The organism is Actinomadura terrae (genome assembly GCF_022751215.1).
GTDB classification, from domain to species: Bacteria; Actinomycetota; Actinomycetes; order Streptosporangiales; family Streptosporangiaceae; genus Spirillospora; species Spirillospora terrae.
The window spans coordinates 1,069,282-1,083,505 of the sequence record NZ_JAICDG010000001.1; the positions used below are offsets into that span (position 1 = coordinate 1,069,282).

Below are 14,224 nucleotides of genomic sequence, written 5' to 3' on the forward strand. Positions count from 1 at the left end.
CAGAGAGGGGCGCTGGCTCCGGCTGTTCAGATGGCGCGAGGGGCGCCGGTCTCGTCGTGCGGTCTCGTGAGAGGGGGCCCGTGGATCGATTGGGTGCTGTCAGCGTGATCCTGCCGCTGCCGCTGCCGCTGCCGCTGCCGCTGCCGCGCTGCTGCCGTTGTTGTGCCGGTGCTTTGTGGGGGGCTTGGGGGCGGTTGGCTTGGGTGGGGGGTCAGTGGCGGAGGCGGGGGGTGGTCATGTAGAGGGTGCCGACCACGGTTGTCCAGATGGTCAGGTGGAGGGCGATCGCTGGGAAGCCGGAGACAAGTTCCCTGGGGCTGTCGTGGGCTATGCGTAGCCAATCGATCATGGGTATCGAGAGCCACGAGAGGCGGCCGAGACCGAGCAGGACCAGGCCCGCCGCTCCGCCGAGCAACGCCAGGAGGGAGGCGCCGGGAGCAGGTATCACCGCCCGGCTCGTCCATGCGCCCAGGAGGGTGGCGGGCGCGGCCACCAGCGGAGACAGCGCAAGGCCCGTCAGGACCGCCTGGCCCGGCGAGCCCACCGCGATCGCTTGGAAGAGGGGCACAAGCAATGCGACGACACCCAGGCAGAGGTTCACCCCGTAGGCGGCGAGTATCCCGGCCCACATCGTGGCGGACGTGCGTCCGACGGCGGTTGCCGACAGGGCCTGCTGCTCGTCGGGCTGAGTGTCGAGCAGGGCGCGGGCCGCCCATGCCCAGACCGGGAACATGAAGGCCGCCACGTCCCCGAAGGTCGCGACGCCGAGTTTGTCGGCGTCCGGTCCACTCGGACCATTGAGGAGGACGAGACACACGACCAGCGCAATCACGATCAGGGGGTGCAGGACGCGCAGCGAGCGCACATAACCCGCGACTTGGAATCGGGCGAGTGCGATCACGTCTCGGCCCTCCGCACGTCGTGTCCCTCGGCGCGGAGTCTGTTCTCCACGGCCTCGGCTTCGTCCTGCCTGACGATGACCGTCAGTACCGTCCACGCCGCGCCGCCGTTCGTCCGGTCGTCCGCGGTCCGTGTGCCCGCGGGTGGACCTGTGCCCTCGGAGGCCTGTATCTGCTCGTGAATCTCGGGGCGCTCTGCGGCCGATACGGGCTTGGGGTGCTCGGTGGTTTCCATAGGCCCTGTGAGGTGGCGGAGCCCGGTGGTCGTCCCGATGGCTGCCGTGGGATCGGAGTGCTGGCTGCCCTGCGGGCCCTCCGTGGGGCTGATGGCCGTTGTGTGTTCGGGACGTTCGGTGACTTGCGCGTCAGGGATTTCGGGGATGTCGGTGACTTCTGCGGCCGTTGTGGGAGTGGGGTGCTGATGGGTGTGTCCGGCGTTTGTGGGTTCGGTGGCCATTGGGCGCTCTAGGTGCTCGGGGGCCTGCACAACGCTGGTGGGCTCGGCGTGCTTGGTGGTCTCTGCGGTTGTTGTGGGGGTGCGGGTTTCGGTCTCGGTGTCCCTTGTGGGGGTGGAGGGGCGGGTGGTGTGGTCGGACTCGGCTGATTCGGCTGACTCGGTCGCGGGTTCGGCGTGGTGTGCGGGGTCGGCTTTGTTGGTGGGCTCAGCCGCGTGCGACGGGGGACTGGATGGGGGTTCGGCCGTGGCGGGGCTGGGGGGTTCGGCGGCGGGGGTGGTCTTGTCGGGCTCTGCCTCTAGCGGGTGTGCGGCTTTGTTCGGGCTTGGGGCACTTGGTGCGGCGGAGACGCTCGCGGACTTGGCGGGATGGGACGGCGTCTTTAGAGCCGTTGGAGGGGAGGCTGGGGGAGCTTGGGTGGAGGTCGGGGGAGTGGAGGGGAGGTGGACCACTTCGGAGTTGGCTACGCGTATGCGGCCTAGATTGGGGAGCTTCTCGATGGTGCGCTGGTGATCGCTGATCACCACTGTGGTGCCTCCGGCTGCCAGTTCGGCGATCAGGGACGGGAGCGAGTCGCGCGTGGCGGCGTCAAGGCCCGCGAAGGGCTCGTCCAGGATCAGGAGGCCGGGATCGTCCATGAGCGCCTGGACGAGTCCGACCTTCTGTGCGCTGCCCTTGGACAGCTCCGGCAGGCGCACGTCGAGGAGGTGTTCCAGGCCGAGACGTTCCGTCCATGTGTTCAAGGAGGAGGGAGGGACTCCACGTATGGCCGACATGTGATGCAGGTAGGAGCGGACTACGAACGGTTGGTCCACCGGGAAACGTTCGGGTGCGTAGCCCACACGGCTCGGCCGATCATGGACGGCTCCCTTGTGAGGGCGGCGCAGCCCGGCGATCAGTCGGAGCAAGGTGGACTTGCCCGCTCCGTTGCGTCCGGTCACCTCCGTGACGCTGCCTGCGGGGAGCGCGAGGGTGACGTCCTTGAGTACCCAAGGGCCCCTGCGGTGATAGCGAAAGGCGACACTCTCTAGCCGCATAGTCCACGGACCGTAGTGACCCGCCTGTAAGCGTGGCGTTAGCCCCGAGTCGGTGGGTGGAGCAGCCCGATCGGGTGGCGTCCTCCCTGTGGGGCGGCGCTGCGGTTGCGGCGTTGCGGCGGCCTTGTGGGGATGTGGTTTTCTTGGGTGCTGGTTGAGGGGCCGTGATGGATGGGGGTCGTCTTGGTGGCGAGTGCGGGGTGCGTCTTCTGCGAGATCGTGAAGGGGGAACGACCGGCGCATGTCGTGCTGGACGTTCCGGACGCGATGGCGTTCCTCGATACGCGGCCGTTGTTCAAGGGGCACACGCTGCTGGTCCCACGGACGCACTACGAGACGCTGGGAGATCTGCCGCCTGAGTTCCTCGGGGAGTTCTTCGGGCACGCGCAGCGGCTGGCGGGGGCAATGGAATCGGTGCTCGGCGCGGCGGGTTCGTTCGTGGCCATGAACAATCGCGTCAGCCAGAGCGTCCCGCACCTACACGTCCACGTCGTCCCACGGAACAAGAAGGACGGGTTGCGCGGATTCTTCTGGCCGCGGCAGAAGTACGAGTCGGACGCCGAAGCCGCCGACTACGCGACCCGCCTCGCCGCGAGCTTGTGAGTTCCGGCCAGCCCGTGGTGAGTGGGGCGCCTGGGGAGTGGGGTGAATCGTTCAGTGAGTGGGCGAGCGTGTGGAGCGGGTCGTGTGCGGGGCGAGTGATCTGCGGGCGCTCGGCTCCTGTGTGAGCCTGGCCTGTGTGAGCCTGGCCTGCGTGTGACGCGGTCTGTGTGTGACGTGGCCTGTGTGGGGCGGCTTGGGTGTTAGGCCGTCTGTGGGGCGCGGTCCATGTGGAGACGTTCTTGGGCGGAGCGAGGAACGTGTGGGTGGCGCGGCTTGTGATCGGCGCGCTTGGGCTCGCCGGGCCTGCCCGCGATCGTTCTCCTGGTGGAGTGGCGCGGCTTGTGATTGGCGCGCTTGGGAGTAAGGCGAGGCCGGGTGTGGGGCCGGAGGCGTGGGCTGGCGGCGTGGGGCTGGCGGCTTCGTGGATGCGGGGCCTGGGTGCGGGTGGGCGGTGTGCGCGCGGGCCTTGTGGCGGGCGGATTGTGCGTGGTGGGGCACGTGGGGGCGTGCGCGGGTGATCCTCGTGCGGGTGGGGCTGTGCGCGGGTGGTCCTCGTGCGGGTGGTCCTCGTGCGGGTGGGTTGTGCGCGGGTGGGCCGTGCGCGGGTGGGGCTATTGGGGGATGGACCGGTTGCGAAGTTGTCTCGCGGGGCGGGGCGGGGCGGGGCGGGGGGCGGTGGTGGGGGGTGGAGTGACTTGTGGTTGAGGAGGGGAGGGGCGAGGGCACTGCGGGGGCGTGGTGGCTGGGGGGTTGGTGGTCTGGGGGTGGAGTGGCGGGAATGGCGGGTTGTGGGGCTGTGGTGGGAGTTCGTGTTTGGGAATTCGGGCGTGCGTATGTAGTTGGGCTGGGTGTGTGAGTGGGGGTGGCAAGGCCCGGTTGGGGCGGGCCTTGCCTGTGGGGGTCAACCCAGGGCCGCGACGACGGCCACGTAGGGTTCTGCTGTTCCGGGATCGGGTGGGGGCGGTGTGGTGCCCGCTAGGGCTGCTGCGTGTTCGTAGAGGTCGCGTTCCGCGCGGTCCAGTGCCGCGGACAACACGTACTCGGGGACCGTCCAGCCGATCAGTTCGGCCGCCTTGCGGATGACGAGAGTCTGTTCCGCGGACGTCTGGAAACCGATGTGATCGATGGCGGGAAGGTCCTGGTGAACCGACTCAGACATGGCCGGTCTCCTTCCGTGCGGCATCTCAAAGTACGTCGGGAGGAGCGGCCGCGGCATCCTCTGTAAGGACGATTATCGGGGCGCGGCCGGGGTCAGCGGGTTCCCCAGGTGTAGGACTGTTTGCGCAGCCGGAGATAGACGAAACTCTCGGTCGACACGACGCCGGGGACGGCGCGGATGCGGCCGAGGAGTTCCAGGACGCGGTCGTCGTCCTCGCAGACGAGTTCGACGAGGATGTCGAGGGACCCGGCGGTGATGACGACGTGGTCGATCTCCTCGACGGCGGCGAGTTCGTCGGCGATCCGCTCCAGGTCGCCTTCGCATCTGACGCCGACCATGAGGCGGCGGGAGAAGCCGAGCATGAGGGGGTCGGTGACGCCGACGATCTGCATGACGCCCGCGTCCAGGAGCTTCTGGACGCGCTGGCGGACGGCCGCCTCGGAGAGTCCGACCGCCTTGCCGATCGCCGCGTAGGAGCGCCGCCCGTCCTGCTGGAGTTGCTCGATGATGTGCTTGGCGGTCGCGTCGAGCGGGACGGCGGGGGTGCCTGGGCGGGTGGGCGGGCGAGCCGTCATCGTGATCTCCTATTTGCGGAGTCGGGGGTGCGCGATATTTGTTTCAAGGGAATCAGTCGCCGAATTGGATCATGACGAGCGAATCACTTGAATTGGGCGGGATCCTCTGTAAGGGTCGGGCCGACACGAACGCATCAGGCGAGGGTCCCCGGGAGGGATTGGATGAGCGGCGGCAGGCTGCGCAACTTTATCGGCGGCGAGTACGTGGACGCGAAGGACGGGCGAACCCTGGAGGTCGTCGATCCGAGCACCGGCGAGACGTACACGCGGGCGCCGCTGTCGGGCGCCGAGGACGTCGACGCCGCGTTCCGGGCCGCCGAGGGGGCGTTCCCCGCGTGGCGGGACGCGACGCCGGGGGAGCGGAGCCTCGCGATGCTGCGGTTCGCGGACGCGGTCGAGGCGCGGGCCGAGGACCTCGTCCAGGCGGAGAGCCGTGACACCGGCAAACCGTTGCAGCTGACCAGGGACGAGGAGGTACCGCCGATGGTGGACAACCTCCGGTTCTTCGCGGGCGCGTCCCGGGTGCTGGAGGGGCGGGCCAGTGCCGAGTACATGGCCGATCACACGTCCTCCATCCGGCGGGAGCCGATCGGGGTGTGCGCGCAGGTGACGCCCTGGAACTACCCCATGATGATGGCCGCCTGGAAGATCGGTCCGGCGCTGGCGTCGGGGAACACGGTCGTGCTGAAGCCGTCGGAGACCACACCCGTGAGCACGCTGATGCTCGCCGAGATCGCGGCGGAGTTCCTGCCGCCGGGCGTGTTCAACGTGGTGTGCGGCGACCGGGACACCGGGCGCGCGCTCGTCGACCATCCGACGCCGCGGATGGTGTCGATCACCGGGAGCGTGCGCGCGGGGATGGAGGTCGCGGCCGCGGCGGCGAAGGACCTCAAGCGGGTGCACCTGGAGCTCGGCGGCAAGGCGCCGGTCGTCGTCTTCGACGACGCGGACGTCGAGGCCGCAGCGACGGGCATCGCCGAGGCCGGGTACTTCAACGCGGGGCAGGACTGCACGGCGGCCACGCGGGTGCTCGTCGCGGACGGGGTGCACGACGCCTTCGCCGAGGCGCTCACCGAGGCCGCGAAGGGGACGGCGGTGGGGCCGCCGAGCGCCACGGGCGCGTACTACGGTCCCGTGAACAGCGCGGGGCAGCTTGAGCGCGTCCAGGGGTTCCTGGATCGGGCGCCCGGCCACGCGGAGGTCCTGACGGGGGGCACGCGGATCGGGGAGCGCGGGTACTTCTTCGCGCCGACCGTCGTCGCCGGGCTCCGGCAGGACGACGAGCTGGTGCAGGAGGAGGTGTTCGGCCCCGTCATCACCGTCCAGCGGTTCGCCGCCGAGGGGCAGGCCGTGGAGTGGGCGAACGGCGTGCGATACGGTCTGGCCGCCAGCGTGTGGACGCGTGACCACGGGCGGGCCATGCGCATGACCAGGGCGCTCGACTTCGGCGCGGTGTGGGTCAACACCCATATCCCGCTCGTGTCGGAGATGCCGCACGGCGGCTTCAAGCACTCCGGTTACGGCAAGGACCTGTCGATGTACGGGATCGAGGACTACACGCGCGTCAAGCACGTGATGCACTACATCGGCGGCTGACCGTCCGCCCGTCCGCGAGAAGGAACTCCCCATGACCTGGACCCGGTCCGATGCCTCGGTGCGCGATGCCCCGGCGGACGGCGCGGGTCCCGCCATCGAGCTCGTCGGGGTGGAGAAGACGTATCACGCCCGGGGCGAGTCGGTCGACGCGGTTCGCGGGCTCGATCTGGCGATAGCGCGTGGGGAGTTCTTCTCGCTTCTGGGTCCTTCCGGCTGCGGCAAGACGACGACGTTGCGGTTGGTCGGGGGATTCGAGGAGCCGACGGAGGGCGAGGTCTATCTGCACGGCGCCAGCGTCACCGGGGTCCCGGCCAACAAGCGTGACGTCAACACAGTGTTCCAGTCCTATGCGCTGTTTCCGCATATGAACGTCTTCGACAATGTGGCGTTCGGCCTGCGGCGCCGTGGCGTCCCCAAAGGCGAGGTCAAGGCGCGGGTGGGCGTAATGCTGGAACTGGTCGATCTCGCTGGACGGGAGCGCCGCCGTCCGGGGGAACTGTCCGGTGGGCAGCAGCAGCGGGTCGCGTTGGCGCGCGCGCTGGTCAACCGCCCGCGCGCCCTGCTGCTGGACGAGCCGCTGGCCGCACTCGACCTGAAATTGCGTCAGGCCATGCAGGTGGAGCTGAAACGCATCCAGCGGGAGGTCGGCATCACGTTCGTGTACGTGACGCACGACCAGGGCGAGGCCCTCGCCATGTCGGACCGGATCGCCGTCATGAACGAGGGGCGCGTCGAGCAGCTCGGGACGCCGAGGGAGGTCTACGAGCGTCCGGCGACGCGGTTCGTGGCGGGGTTCATCGGGACGTCCAACCTGCTGGGCGGCGAGGTCACCGAGGCGGGGCCCGAGGCGGTGGTGATCTCCCACGGGCCGGACGGGTGGATCGAGGTACCGGTACGCGGTGTCGTGGTCGGCGAGCGCCTGGAGCTGACCGTCAGGCCGGAGAAGATCGGCATCGGACGGGACCGGCCGGTGGACGGCCTGTGCCGCATTCGCGGCACCGTGACCGAGGTGGTGTATCTCGGGACGTCCACCAACTACACCGTCGCCACTGCCGCCGGGGAGGACGTCGTCGTGTTCTCACAGAACGTCACGTCCGGTGAGGACGTCGCCGCCCGCGGGGACTCCGTGTGGCTGTCGTGGGACCCGCGCCACTCGTACGCCCTAGGAGCACCCCAGTGAGCCACATCCATCCCGAGCTCGCCCGTGGGCTCACACGCCCGCGCGCGGCGGTCGAGCGGACGGGCGGCACCGTCTCGCGGCGCCGCGCGCTTCAGCTGATGGGGGCCGGGCTCGCGCTGGCGGGCTGCGGCGTGGACGGGCAGGGCGGCAAGGCGGCGATCGGCCGGACCGACGTCCAGGAGTACTGGGCGGGCAAGTCCCGCAACGGCAGGCTGCGCTGGGCGAACTGGCCGGGCTACATGCAGGACGACCGCGAGACGATCAAGGCGTTCGAGAAGGCCACCGGCATCGGCGTGACCTACCGGGAGGTCATCCAGGAGACCGGTCCGTGGTTCGGCAAGATCCAGGCGCCGCTGGCCGCCGGGCAGTCGATCGGGTTCGACCTGATGGTGATGACGAACGGGATCCAGCTGGAGAAGTGCCGCCAGCTCGGCTATCTGGCTCCGTTGGATCGGTCCCGCCTGCGGAACTTCACGGCGAACGCGGGGCCGGGCTACCGGAACCCGTCCTACGACCCGGGCAACGCGTTCACGGTGCCGTACCAGTCGGGCATCACCGGCATCGCCTACAACACCCGGTACGTCAAGGACGAGATCACCAGCATCGCCCAGCTCTTCGACCCGAAGTACAAGGGCAGGGTCGGCATGCTGGGCGACTCCCAGGAACTCGGCAATTTCGGGATGTTCCTGCTCGGCGTCGATCCGGAGCGCTCCACCCCCGCCGACTGGGACCGGGCCGCCGCCAAACTTCGTGAGCAGCGTGACAAGGGGATCGTCCGCAAGTACTACACGCAGGACTACGTCGACGCGGTCAGCAAGGGCGACGTGTGGCTGACGATGGCGTGGTCCGGCGACGTGTACAGCCTCACCAGCCCGGACGTGAAGTTCGTCGTGCCGGAGGAGGGCGGCACCCTCTGGACGGACAACCTGTGCATCCCGAAGACCGCCGAGAACCCGGTCGACGCGCTCACCCTGATCGACTGGCTGTACGTCCCGGCGAACAACGCGCCGCTGACCGAGTTCGTCAACTACATCACGCCCGTCCCGGCCGTGCGGGAGATCGTCGCGGCGGACGCGGCGAAGGCGACCGGCGCTAAGAAGAAGGACCTGACCAGGCTGAGCACGAGCCCGCTGGTGTTCCCGTCCCAGGCCGACCTCGCGCGGTTGCGGCACTACCGGCGGCTCACGCAGGCGGAGGAGACGCGCTACCAGCGGACCTTCGAGCCCATCGCCAAGGGCTCGTGAGGGATGCGCAAAAGCTCGTGAGGGACGTGCGGGGTTCGGTGAGGGGCGTGCTCGGGCGGGTCACGCCCTATCTGATGATTCTGCCGGGCGGGCTGTGGCTGGCGGCGTTCTTCGTGGTCCCGATGGTGTTGATGGTGTCGCTGTCGTTGCAGACCGGCAACCTCGTGGACGGATTCCGGCAGACGTTCCACTGGCAGAACTACACCTACGCCCTGGACACCTACAGAAACACCTTCCTGCGATCGCTCTGGTACGGCCTGCTGGCGACTGCGGCCTGCGTGGCGCTGTCCTATCCGGCGGCGTACTGGATCGCGTTCCGTGGCGGCCGCAACAAGTCGACGTACCTGTTCCTTCTGCTGCTGCCGTACTTCGTCTCGTACGTGCTCCGGACGGTCTCGTGGAAGCTCGTCCTGACCGACAACGGCCCGGTGCTCGGGCCGCTGCGCGACCACGGGGTTCTCCCGCAAGGTTTCCACGTCCTGGATACGGGTTTCGCGGTCGTGTCGGGGCTGACCTACAACCTTCTCCCCTTCATGGTGCTGCCCATCTATGTCGCCCTGGAGCGGATCGACCCGCGCCTTGTGGAGGCCGCCCGCGACCTGTACGCGAGCCGGGCGCAGGCGTTCGGCCGGGTGGTCCTGCCGCTGTCGCTCCCCGGCGTCCTCGCCGGGGTGATCATGACGTTCGCGCCCGCGTCGGCGGACTACGTCAACGCCGAAGTGCTCGGCGGGCCCCGCGACACCATGATCGGCAACGTGGTCCAGGCGGAGTACTTCGACAACGGCGCCTACCCGGCCGCGTCCGCGCTGTCGTTCGCGCTGATGGCGATGCTGCTGCTCGGCGTCTTCGCGTACGCGCGCGTCCTCGGCGCCCGAGGAGCCCAGAGCGTGCTGGACGTGGCGGCCGGACGATGACGACCCGCCCGGGCAAGGCCGTCTCCGGCCTGCACGTCTACACGCTGCTGCTGATCGCCTGGCTGCTGCTGCCCATCGCGATCATGATCCTGTTCGGGTTCAACGACACCCACGGCAAGCAGAACTTCCGCTGGGAGGGCTTCACGCTCCGGTGGTACGCGCACCTGCTCGACAAGGACGACCTCACCACCGCCGTCCTGAACTCGCTGACGATCGCGCTGCTGAGCACGCTGCTCAGCACGGTCGTCGGGACGCTCGCGGGCCTCGCGCTCGGCCGCCACCGGTTCCGCGGCGGCGGCGCGGCGAACCTGGTGCTGCTCATGACGATCTCGTGCCCGGAGCTCGTGATGGGCGCGTCGCTGCTGTCCATGTTCGTCACGTTCGACGTGCCCCGCGGCTACCTGACGATCCTCGCCGCGCACGTGATGTTCTCGATCGCGTTCGTGGCGGTGACCGTCCGCGCCCGCGTCGCCCGCCTGGACCCGGCGGTCGAGGAGGCCGCGCGGGACCTCGGCGCCGGGCCGTGGACGCGGTTCCGCCTCGTCACGTTCCCCATGGTCAGGCCGGGTGTGCTCGCGGGCGCGCTGCTGGCGTTCGTGCTGTCGGTCGACGACTTCGTGATCACCGGCTTCACCGGCGGGACCACGGTCACTTTCCCGCTGTGGATCTACGGCTCGACACGGACCGGGACGCCGCCGCAGGTCAACGTGATGGGCACGCTCATCTTCGCGTCCGGCGCGCTGGTCGCCCTGATCGTGGCACGGCGAAGTGCCGGCGCGACAGTGCACCGGCGCGACGGTGCACCGGCGCGGCGTCAGTCGGGGGATTCGTCGATCGTGCCGAAGATGACCGACGACACCTCCAGGTAGAGCTGCTCCGGATACGGCATGAAGCCCACGTTGCGCAGCGCCTGCTTCTGGCCCGCCGACTCCATCACGAACTCGCCGTACCCGAGCATGCGTCCGGCGACGGAGCGCTCCAGGGCGATGTCGGTGACCTTCGCCAGCGGCATCATCGCGACGTTGCGGTTGAGGATGCCGCTGACCAGCATCACGCGGTGCTCGGTGACCAGGAAGAACTCGATCGACCAGGCGATGAGCTTCCAGACCAGGAAGCCGATCGCGAGCAGCCACAGGAACCAGAGCCACAGGACGCCCGAGACCGCGTAGGCGGCGCCGCACGCGATGAGCCCGCCGACCACGAGCGCCACGGGGAACAGCAGCACGGCGGGGTGGCGCCGCACGGCGATGACCCGGCCCTCGTAGGACATCAGATACTTGTCGACCGTCCGCGACGAGGTGTCGCGGCGCACCATCATGTCCTGCAAATTCACGGTGGCGTCCTCGTCATGATCTGGTGGGTCCAACCGTAGCCGACCGGGCGCCGCCGATGCAGAGGCCGCGCGGTAAGGCCGCGGGGCTCCCGGGTGACCCGGTGGTCCGGCCTTGTGCGCGCCGGATCGTCGGCTGATGATGTTCGGCATGGACGGCGTGCGGGAGCCGGTTGGCGGGCGGACGGACGGGCCGGACGGCGGGCCACGGGACGCCGGGGGCTCGCGGGGCGCGTTCGCGCCCGGCGTGACCGGGCGGCCCATCTGGCGGCTGCTGCTGCGCGGGCTCGGTGTGTACCTGCCCGGCTGGGAGACGCCCGCGGGCGCCCACGAGGTTCCGGCCGGCGGGCGCCGGACCGCCCCCGTGTGGTTCGGGCCGCCCGCGTTCCTGGACGGCGAGGCCGGGTTCGGCCTGCACCTGCCCGAGCGGCGCCGGGGCCTGGAGCCCGACCGCGAGATCTACGTCCGCGGACGCGAGAACCCGAGCTTCGGCCTCGTCGTTGCGGGCCCCAGCGCGGCGATCGGCACGCGGGTCGTGGACGCGGCGGCGCTGGTGCGGTTCGCGCGCAGGCTGACGTTCGAGGAGCTGCTCGACACCGGCGACGCCGACTCGGTGCCGTACGCGGTGCGCGGCGCCCGCGCCGTGGAGAACGTGGTGTTCCTGGACCGCGCGGCCGGGGTCGGGCTGTGCGCGGAGGTGGAACCGTCGACGCGCGCCGTCCGGTGCCCGGTGTACGTGCGCCTGGGCGACCCTGCGGAGCGCACCGTCCGCGCCTACGGCACCGCCCTCGCGTAAGGCTGAGCCGCGAAAGGCCAGCGCCCGGCCCGCCACGGCCCGGCCTAGCCCGGCCCCGCCCGTGAGGGCGCGGCTCCTCAACGCCCGGCCCGTCACGGTGCGGGGCTTCAGGAGGTTGCGGCCCATGCTGTCAGGTCCCAGAGTTGGTGGGACGGCAGGCCGCGCAGGCGGACGGTCGCGGTGGCCGGGTCCCAGAAGACCTCGTCGCTCTCCAGTTCCAGCGACTGCGGGGCGGTCAGGACGGCGCACAGGAGCTCGTCACGGGTCCGGACGGCCATCAGCGGGCCGATCTGGGCCACCGCCCCGGCGCTCTCGAACAGGGCGCGCAGGAGCGCCTTGAGGGCCGCCTCGTCCTCGGGTGGACGGCTCGGCGTGACGCCGGAGGGCAGGCCGGGCTCGACGCGGGCGAGGCCGCGGCGTCCGGCGCCGGATGCCGGGCCGTTGCGGGGGAGGTCGGCGCCGGTCGAGATGAGCAGGGCGCTGAACGCCCCGGCGAGGTCCTCGGCGTCCTGCCCGCCGAGGAAGTAGCGGTACCGCTCGGCGGAGCCCGTCGCGGGGCCCTCGGTGCCCTCCACCGTGCGGAACCGGACGTCGAGCCGGTTCGCGCGGACGCACCGCTCGTACAGGTCGGTGAGGATGTCCTGGAGCTGCTCGTCGCGCGTCCACAGCCGTCCCGTGGCGGTGACGCCCGCGTCGGCGGCGGGGGACTGCGTGAGCGCGGCGGCGGGCGCGTAGGGGCGGCCGGTCAGCGCGGCGGCGACGGTGTCGTCCAGCCTGCCCTCGGTGAAGCGGAGCAGCTCGGCGACGACGTCCTCGACGGCCTCCAGCGTGCGCGTGAGCGTGCGCTGGAGCACCAGGATCTCCGCGCCGCCGCGCTCCAGCTCGGCGAGCCGGTCCAGCGCGGCGTCGACCTTGCCCTCGACGGCCTCGGCGCCCGCCCCGGTCACGGCCCGCACCGACGCCTCGACCTCGGCCAGCTTGCGGCGCAGCGCGGCGAGCGTGACCCGCTGCTGTTCGAGGTCCTGGAGCCGCGCGGCCTGCGTCCGCAGGTGGTCGTCGGCCTCGTGGACGCGCGCGGCGAGCTCGTCGACCTGCCCGCTGCTGTGCCGGAGCCGGTCGTCGAGCGCGGGCAGCACGTCCTGCTTGACCCGCGACAGCTCGGCCGTGAGCTGCTCACCGACCGTCACCAGGACGTTGTTCTGCTTGGTGACCTGTTCGTTGAGCTGCTCGATCCGGCGCGTGAACGCGTTCGCCTGGTCCTTACTCTGCTTTCCGGCGTAGAGCTCCAGCGCCCCCACCACGACGCACATCACCACCAGGATGACCGTCGTCATGGCACTCCTCAGGCGGCCGTAAATCACCGGATCGGGGTTTGTTCGCGACCATAACTTACGATCATGTGCGCCGACCGGAACTTACGTAACCGACTGATCTCAGTGGCCTTTGGTCTCAACCGCGTCCTGAACCCCCGCGAACGGCGTCGACATCACGCGTGCGCGCCCGCGTGGTCGCGGTCAGTCACATCCCTCGAACTGCGGGACGGTCGTGGTCACCTGGAGGGTGGTGCCGCCGAACCACTTCGAGAGCAGGGAGCGCATCGTGGGGCCCTGGTACATCTCCGTGATCGCCTTGTTGACGGCCTCGCAGCCGTCGAGGTCGCCGCGGCGGATGCCGATGCCGTACGGCTCGTCCGAGAACGGCTGGCTGACGAACTTCGGCGGGCGGACCCCGCTCTTCGCCACCTGCGCCGCGAGCCCCCCGAGGATCAGGTCGTCGGTGGACACCGCGTCCATCCGTCCGGCCATCAGCCCGTCCACGCAGGCCGCGTAGCCGTTGGCCACGACCGGCTCGGTGGCGACGCCCTTCTCGTCGTGCACGCGCGGATACGAGATCGACCCCGGGACCCTGCACAGGTGCTTGCCCTTCAGGTCGTGCACGGTCTTGACGGTGTTGTCCGACGCGGGGACGAGGATGTCCTGGTGCGCGACGTAGTACGGGCCCGCGAACGCCACCCGGTTCTTGCGCTCGGGCGTGATGGAGTAGCTCGCCACGACGAGGTCGACCTCGCCCGACTTGATCATCGAGTCGCGGGTCGCGTAGCCGACCTGCTTGAAGGTGATGTCCTCCGGCCCTACGCCGAGCCGGCGGGCGACCTCCTTCGCGACGTCGATGTCGAACCCCTGGTAGGTGTCGCCGACGCGCTGGCCGATGCCGGGCTGGTCCGCGTTGACCCCGATGACGAGGCTGTGCTTCGTCGCGACGGAGTTCTCGCCCGCGTCGGCGACCCCGCAGCCGCCCGCCGCGAGGAGAGTCCCGGCCGCGAGCGCCGCCCCCGCGCCGCCGCGTACCCGCCTGCCCCGCCGCCTTGCCGACCGTGCCGGCCGTGCCGTCTGTGCTGACCGTGCTGCCTGTGCTGACCGTGCTGCGCCCACGGCG

Annotated in this window: 14 protein-coding genes; 7 read left to right on the top strand and 7 right to left on the bottom strand. The window is 70.2% G+C overall.

The genetic code is table 11. From position 1 onward, the window contains the following. Window positions 1-211: 211 nt before the first annotated feature. Together K2F47_RS04740 and K2F47_RS40455 are read right to left on the bottom strand one after the other, a co-directional pair. Window positions 212-901 carry a hypothetical protein gene (locus K2F47_RS04740; RefSeq protein WP_242901447.1) on the bottom strand — a complete coding sequence of 230 codons (690 nt, stop codon included), beginning with the start codon at window positions 899-901 and terminating at the stop codon, window positions 212-214. Then, on the bottom strand, window positions 898-2,634 hold the full coding sequence (locus K2F47_RS40455; RefSeq protein ID WP_308198365.1) for an ATP-binding cassette domain-containing protein: 1,737 nt from the start codon (window positions 2,632-2,634) through the stop codon (window positions 898-900). Before K2F47_RS40455 ends, K2F47_RS04740 begins: the two co-directional genes overlap by 4 nt. Between K2F47_RS40455 and K2F47_RS04755 the strand changes: the two genes are divergently transcribed. Then, window positions 2,563-2,994, top strand: coding sequence for an HIT family protein (locus K2F47_RS04755; protein WP_242901449.1), 432 nt, complete (start codon window positions 2,563-2,565; stop codon window positions 2,992-2,994). The genes K2F47_RS40455 and K2F47_RS04755 overlap by 72 nt on opposite strands. A 901-nt stretch (window positions 2,995-3,895) precedes the next feature. On the opposite strand, the gene K2F47_RS04760 is transcribed toward K2F47_RS04755, so the two are convergent. After that, the gene (locus tag K2F47_RS04760; protein ID WP_242901455.1) at window positions 3,896-4,153 is read right to left on the bottom strand and encodes a type II toxin -antitoxin system TacA 1-like antitoxin; all 258 of its coding nucleotides are present in this window, start codon (window positions 4,151-4,153) and stop codon (window positions 3,896-3,898) included. Between the two features lie 92 nt (window positions 4,154-4,245). Then, window positions 4,246-4,728, bottom strand: coding sequence for an Lrp/AsnC family transcriptional regulator (locus K2F47_RS04765; RefSeq protein WP_242901456.1), 483 nt, complete (start codon window positions 4,726-4,728; stop codon window positions 4,246-4,248). Between the two features lie 162 nt (window positions 4,729-4,890). Between K2F47_RS04765 and K2F47_RS04770 the strand changes: the two genes are divergently transcribed. The 5 genes from K2F47_RS04770 to K2F47_RS04790 all read left to right on the top strand — a co-directional run bounded on the left by K2F47_RS04770 (window position 4,891) and on the right by K2F47_RS04790 (window position 10,531). Next, a complete protein-coding gene (locus tag K2F47_RS04770; RefSeq protein WP_242901457.1) occupies window positions 4,891-6,324 on the top strand; it encodes a gamma-aminobutyraldehyde dehydrogenase in 1,434 nt (477 codons plus the stop codon). Between the two features lie 31 nt (window positions 6,325-6,355). Then, window positions 6,356-7,504, top strand: a complete 1,149-nt coding sequence (locus tag K2F47_RS04775; RefSeq protein WP_242901458.1) for an ABC transporter ATP-binding protein — start codon at window positions 6,356-6,358, stop codon at window positions 7,502-7,504. Continuing rightward, window positions 7,501-8,748: an ABC transporter substrate-binding protein gene (locus K2F47_RS04780; RefSeq protein ID WP_308198366.1), complete on the top strand. Its 1,248-nt coding sequence runs from the start codon at window positions 7,501-7,503 to the stop codon at window positions 8,746-8,748. Before K2F47_RS04775 ends, K2F47_RS04780 begins: the two co-directional genes overlap by 4 nt. 74 nt (window positions 8,749-8,822) lie before the next feature. Next, entirely contained in the window at window positions 8,823-9,662 is an 840-nt protein-coding gene (locus K2F47_RS04785; RefSeq protein WP_242902565.1) for an ABC transporter permease, read from the top strand. After that, a complete protein-coding gene (locus K2F47_RS04790) occupies window positions 9,659-10,531 on the top strand; it encodes an ABC transporter permease (RefSeq protein ID WP_242901459.1) in 873 nt (290 codons plus the stop codon). Before K2F47_RS04785 ends, K2F47_RS04790 begins: the two co-directional genes overlap by 4 nt. Here K2F47_RS04790 and K2F47_RS04795 read toward each other — a convergent pair. Further along, complete coding sequence (locus K2F47_RS04795; protein ID WP_372490818.1) at window positions 10,477-10,995, bottom strand: PH domain-containing protein; 519 nt, start codon at window positions 10,993-10,995, stop codon at window positions 10,477-10,479. The genes K2F47_RS04790 and K2F47_RS04795 overlap by 55 nt on opposite strands. Window positions 10,996-11,131: 136 nt before the next feature. Here K2F47_RS04795 and K2F47_RS04800 point away from each other — a divergent pair, with 136 nt between their 5' ends. Further along, window positions 11,132-11,788 carry a hypothetical protein gene (locus K2F47_RS04800; RefSeq protein ID WP_242901460.1) on the top strand — a complete coding sequence of 219 codons (657 nt, stop codon included), beginning with the start codon at window positions 11,132-11,134 and terminating at the stop codon, window positions 11,786-11,788. A 107-nt stretch (window positions 11,789-11,895) separates the two neighbouring features. On the opposite strand, the gene K2F47_RS04805 is transcribed toward K2F47_RS04800, so the two are convergent. Both K2F47_RS04805 and K2F47_RS04810 read right to left on the bottom strand, forming a co-directional pair. Next, window positions 11,896-13,122: a kinetochore Spc7 family protein gene (locus K2F47_RS04805; RefSeq protein ID WP_242901461.1), complete on the bottom strand. Its 1,227-nt coding sequence runs from the start codon at window positions 13,120-13,122 to the stop codon at window positions 11,896-11,898. 180 nt (window positions 13,123-13,302) lie between these two features. Next, entirely contained in the window at window positions 13,303-14,220 is a 918-nt protein-coding gene (locus tag K2F47_RS04810) for a glutamate ABC transporter substrate-binding protein (RefSeq protein ID WP_242901463.1), read from the bottom strand. Window positions 14,221-14,224: the final 4 nt, after the last annotated feature.

Excerpts from the sequence above, each read along its gene's own strand:
- K2F47_RS04760 (WP_242901455.1), bottom strand. The coding sequence starts at position 4,153 with ATGTCTGAGTCGGTTCACCAGGACCTTCCCGCCATCGATCACATCGGT.
- K2F47_RS04785 (WP_242902565.1), top strand. The coding sequence starts at position 8,823 with ATGATTCTGCCGGGCGGGCTGTGGCTGGCGGCGTTCTTCGTGGTCCCG.
- K2F47_RS04755 (WP_242901449.1), top strand. The coding sequence starts at position 2,563 with ATGGGGGTCGTCTTGGTGGCGAGTGCGGGGTGCGTCTTCTGCGAGATC.
- K2F47_RS04800 (WP_242901460.1), top strand. The coding sequence starts at position 11,132 with ATGATGTTCGGCATGGACGGCGTGCGGGAGCCGGTTGGCGGGCGGACG.
- K2F47_RS04790 (WP_242901459.1), top strand. The coding sequence starts at position 9,659 with ATGACGACCCGCCCGGGCAAGGCCGTCTCCGGCCTGCACGTCTACACG.
- K2F47_RS04770 (WP_242901457.1), top strand. The coding sequence starts at position 4,891 with ATGAGCGGCGGCAGGCTGCGCAACTTTATCGGCGGCGAGTACGTGGAC.
- K2F47_RS40455 (WP_308198365.1), bottom strand. The coding sequence starts at position 2,634 with ATGCGCCGGTCGTTCCCCCTTCACGATCTCGCAGAAGACGCACCCCGC.
- K2F47_RS04805 (WP_242901461.1), bottom strand. The coding sequence starts at position 13,122 with ATGACGACGGTCATCCTGGTGGTGATGTGCGTCGTGGTGGGGGCGCTG.
- K2F47_RS04775 (WP_242901458.1), top strand. The coding sequence starts at position 6,356 with ATGACCTGGACCCGGTCCGATGCCTCGGTGCGCGATGCCCCGGCGGAC.
- K2F47_RS04765 (WP_242901456.1), bottom strand. The coding sequence starts at position 4,728 with ATGACGGCTCGCCCGCCCACCCGCCCAGGCACCCCCGCCGTCCCGCTC.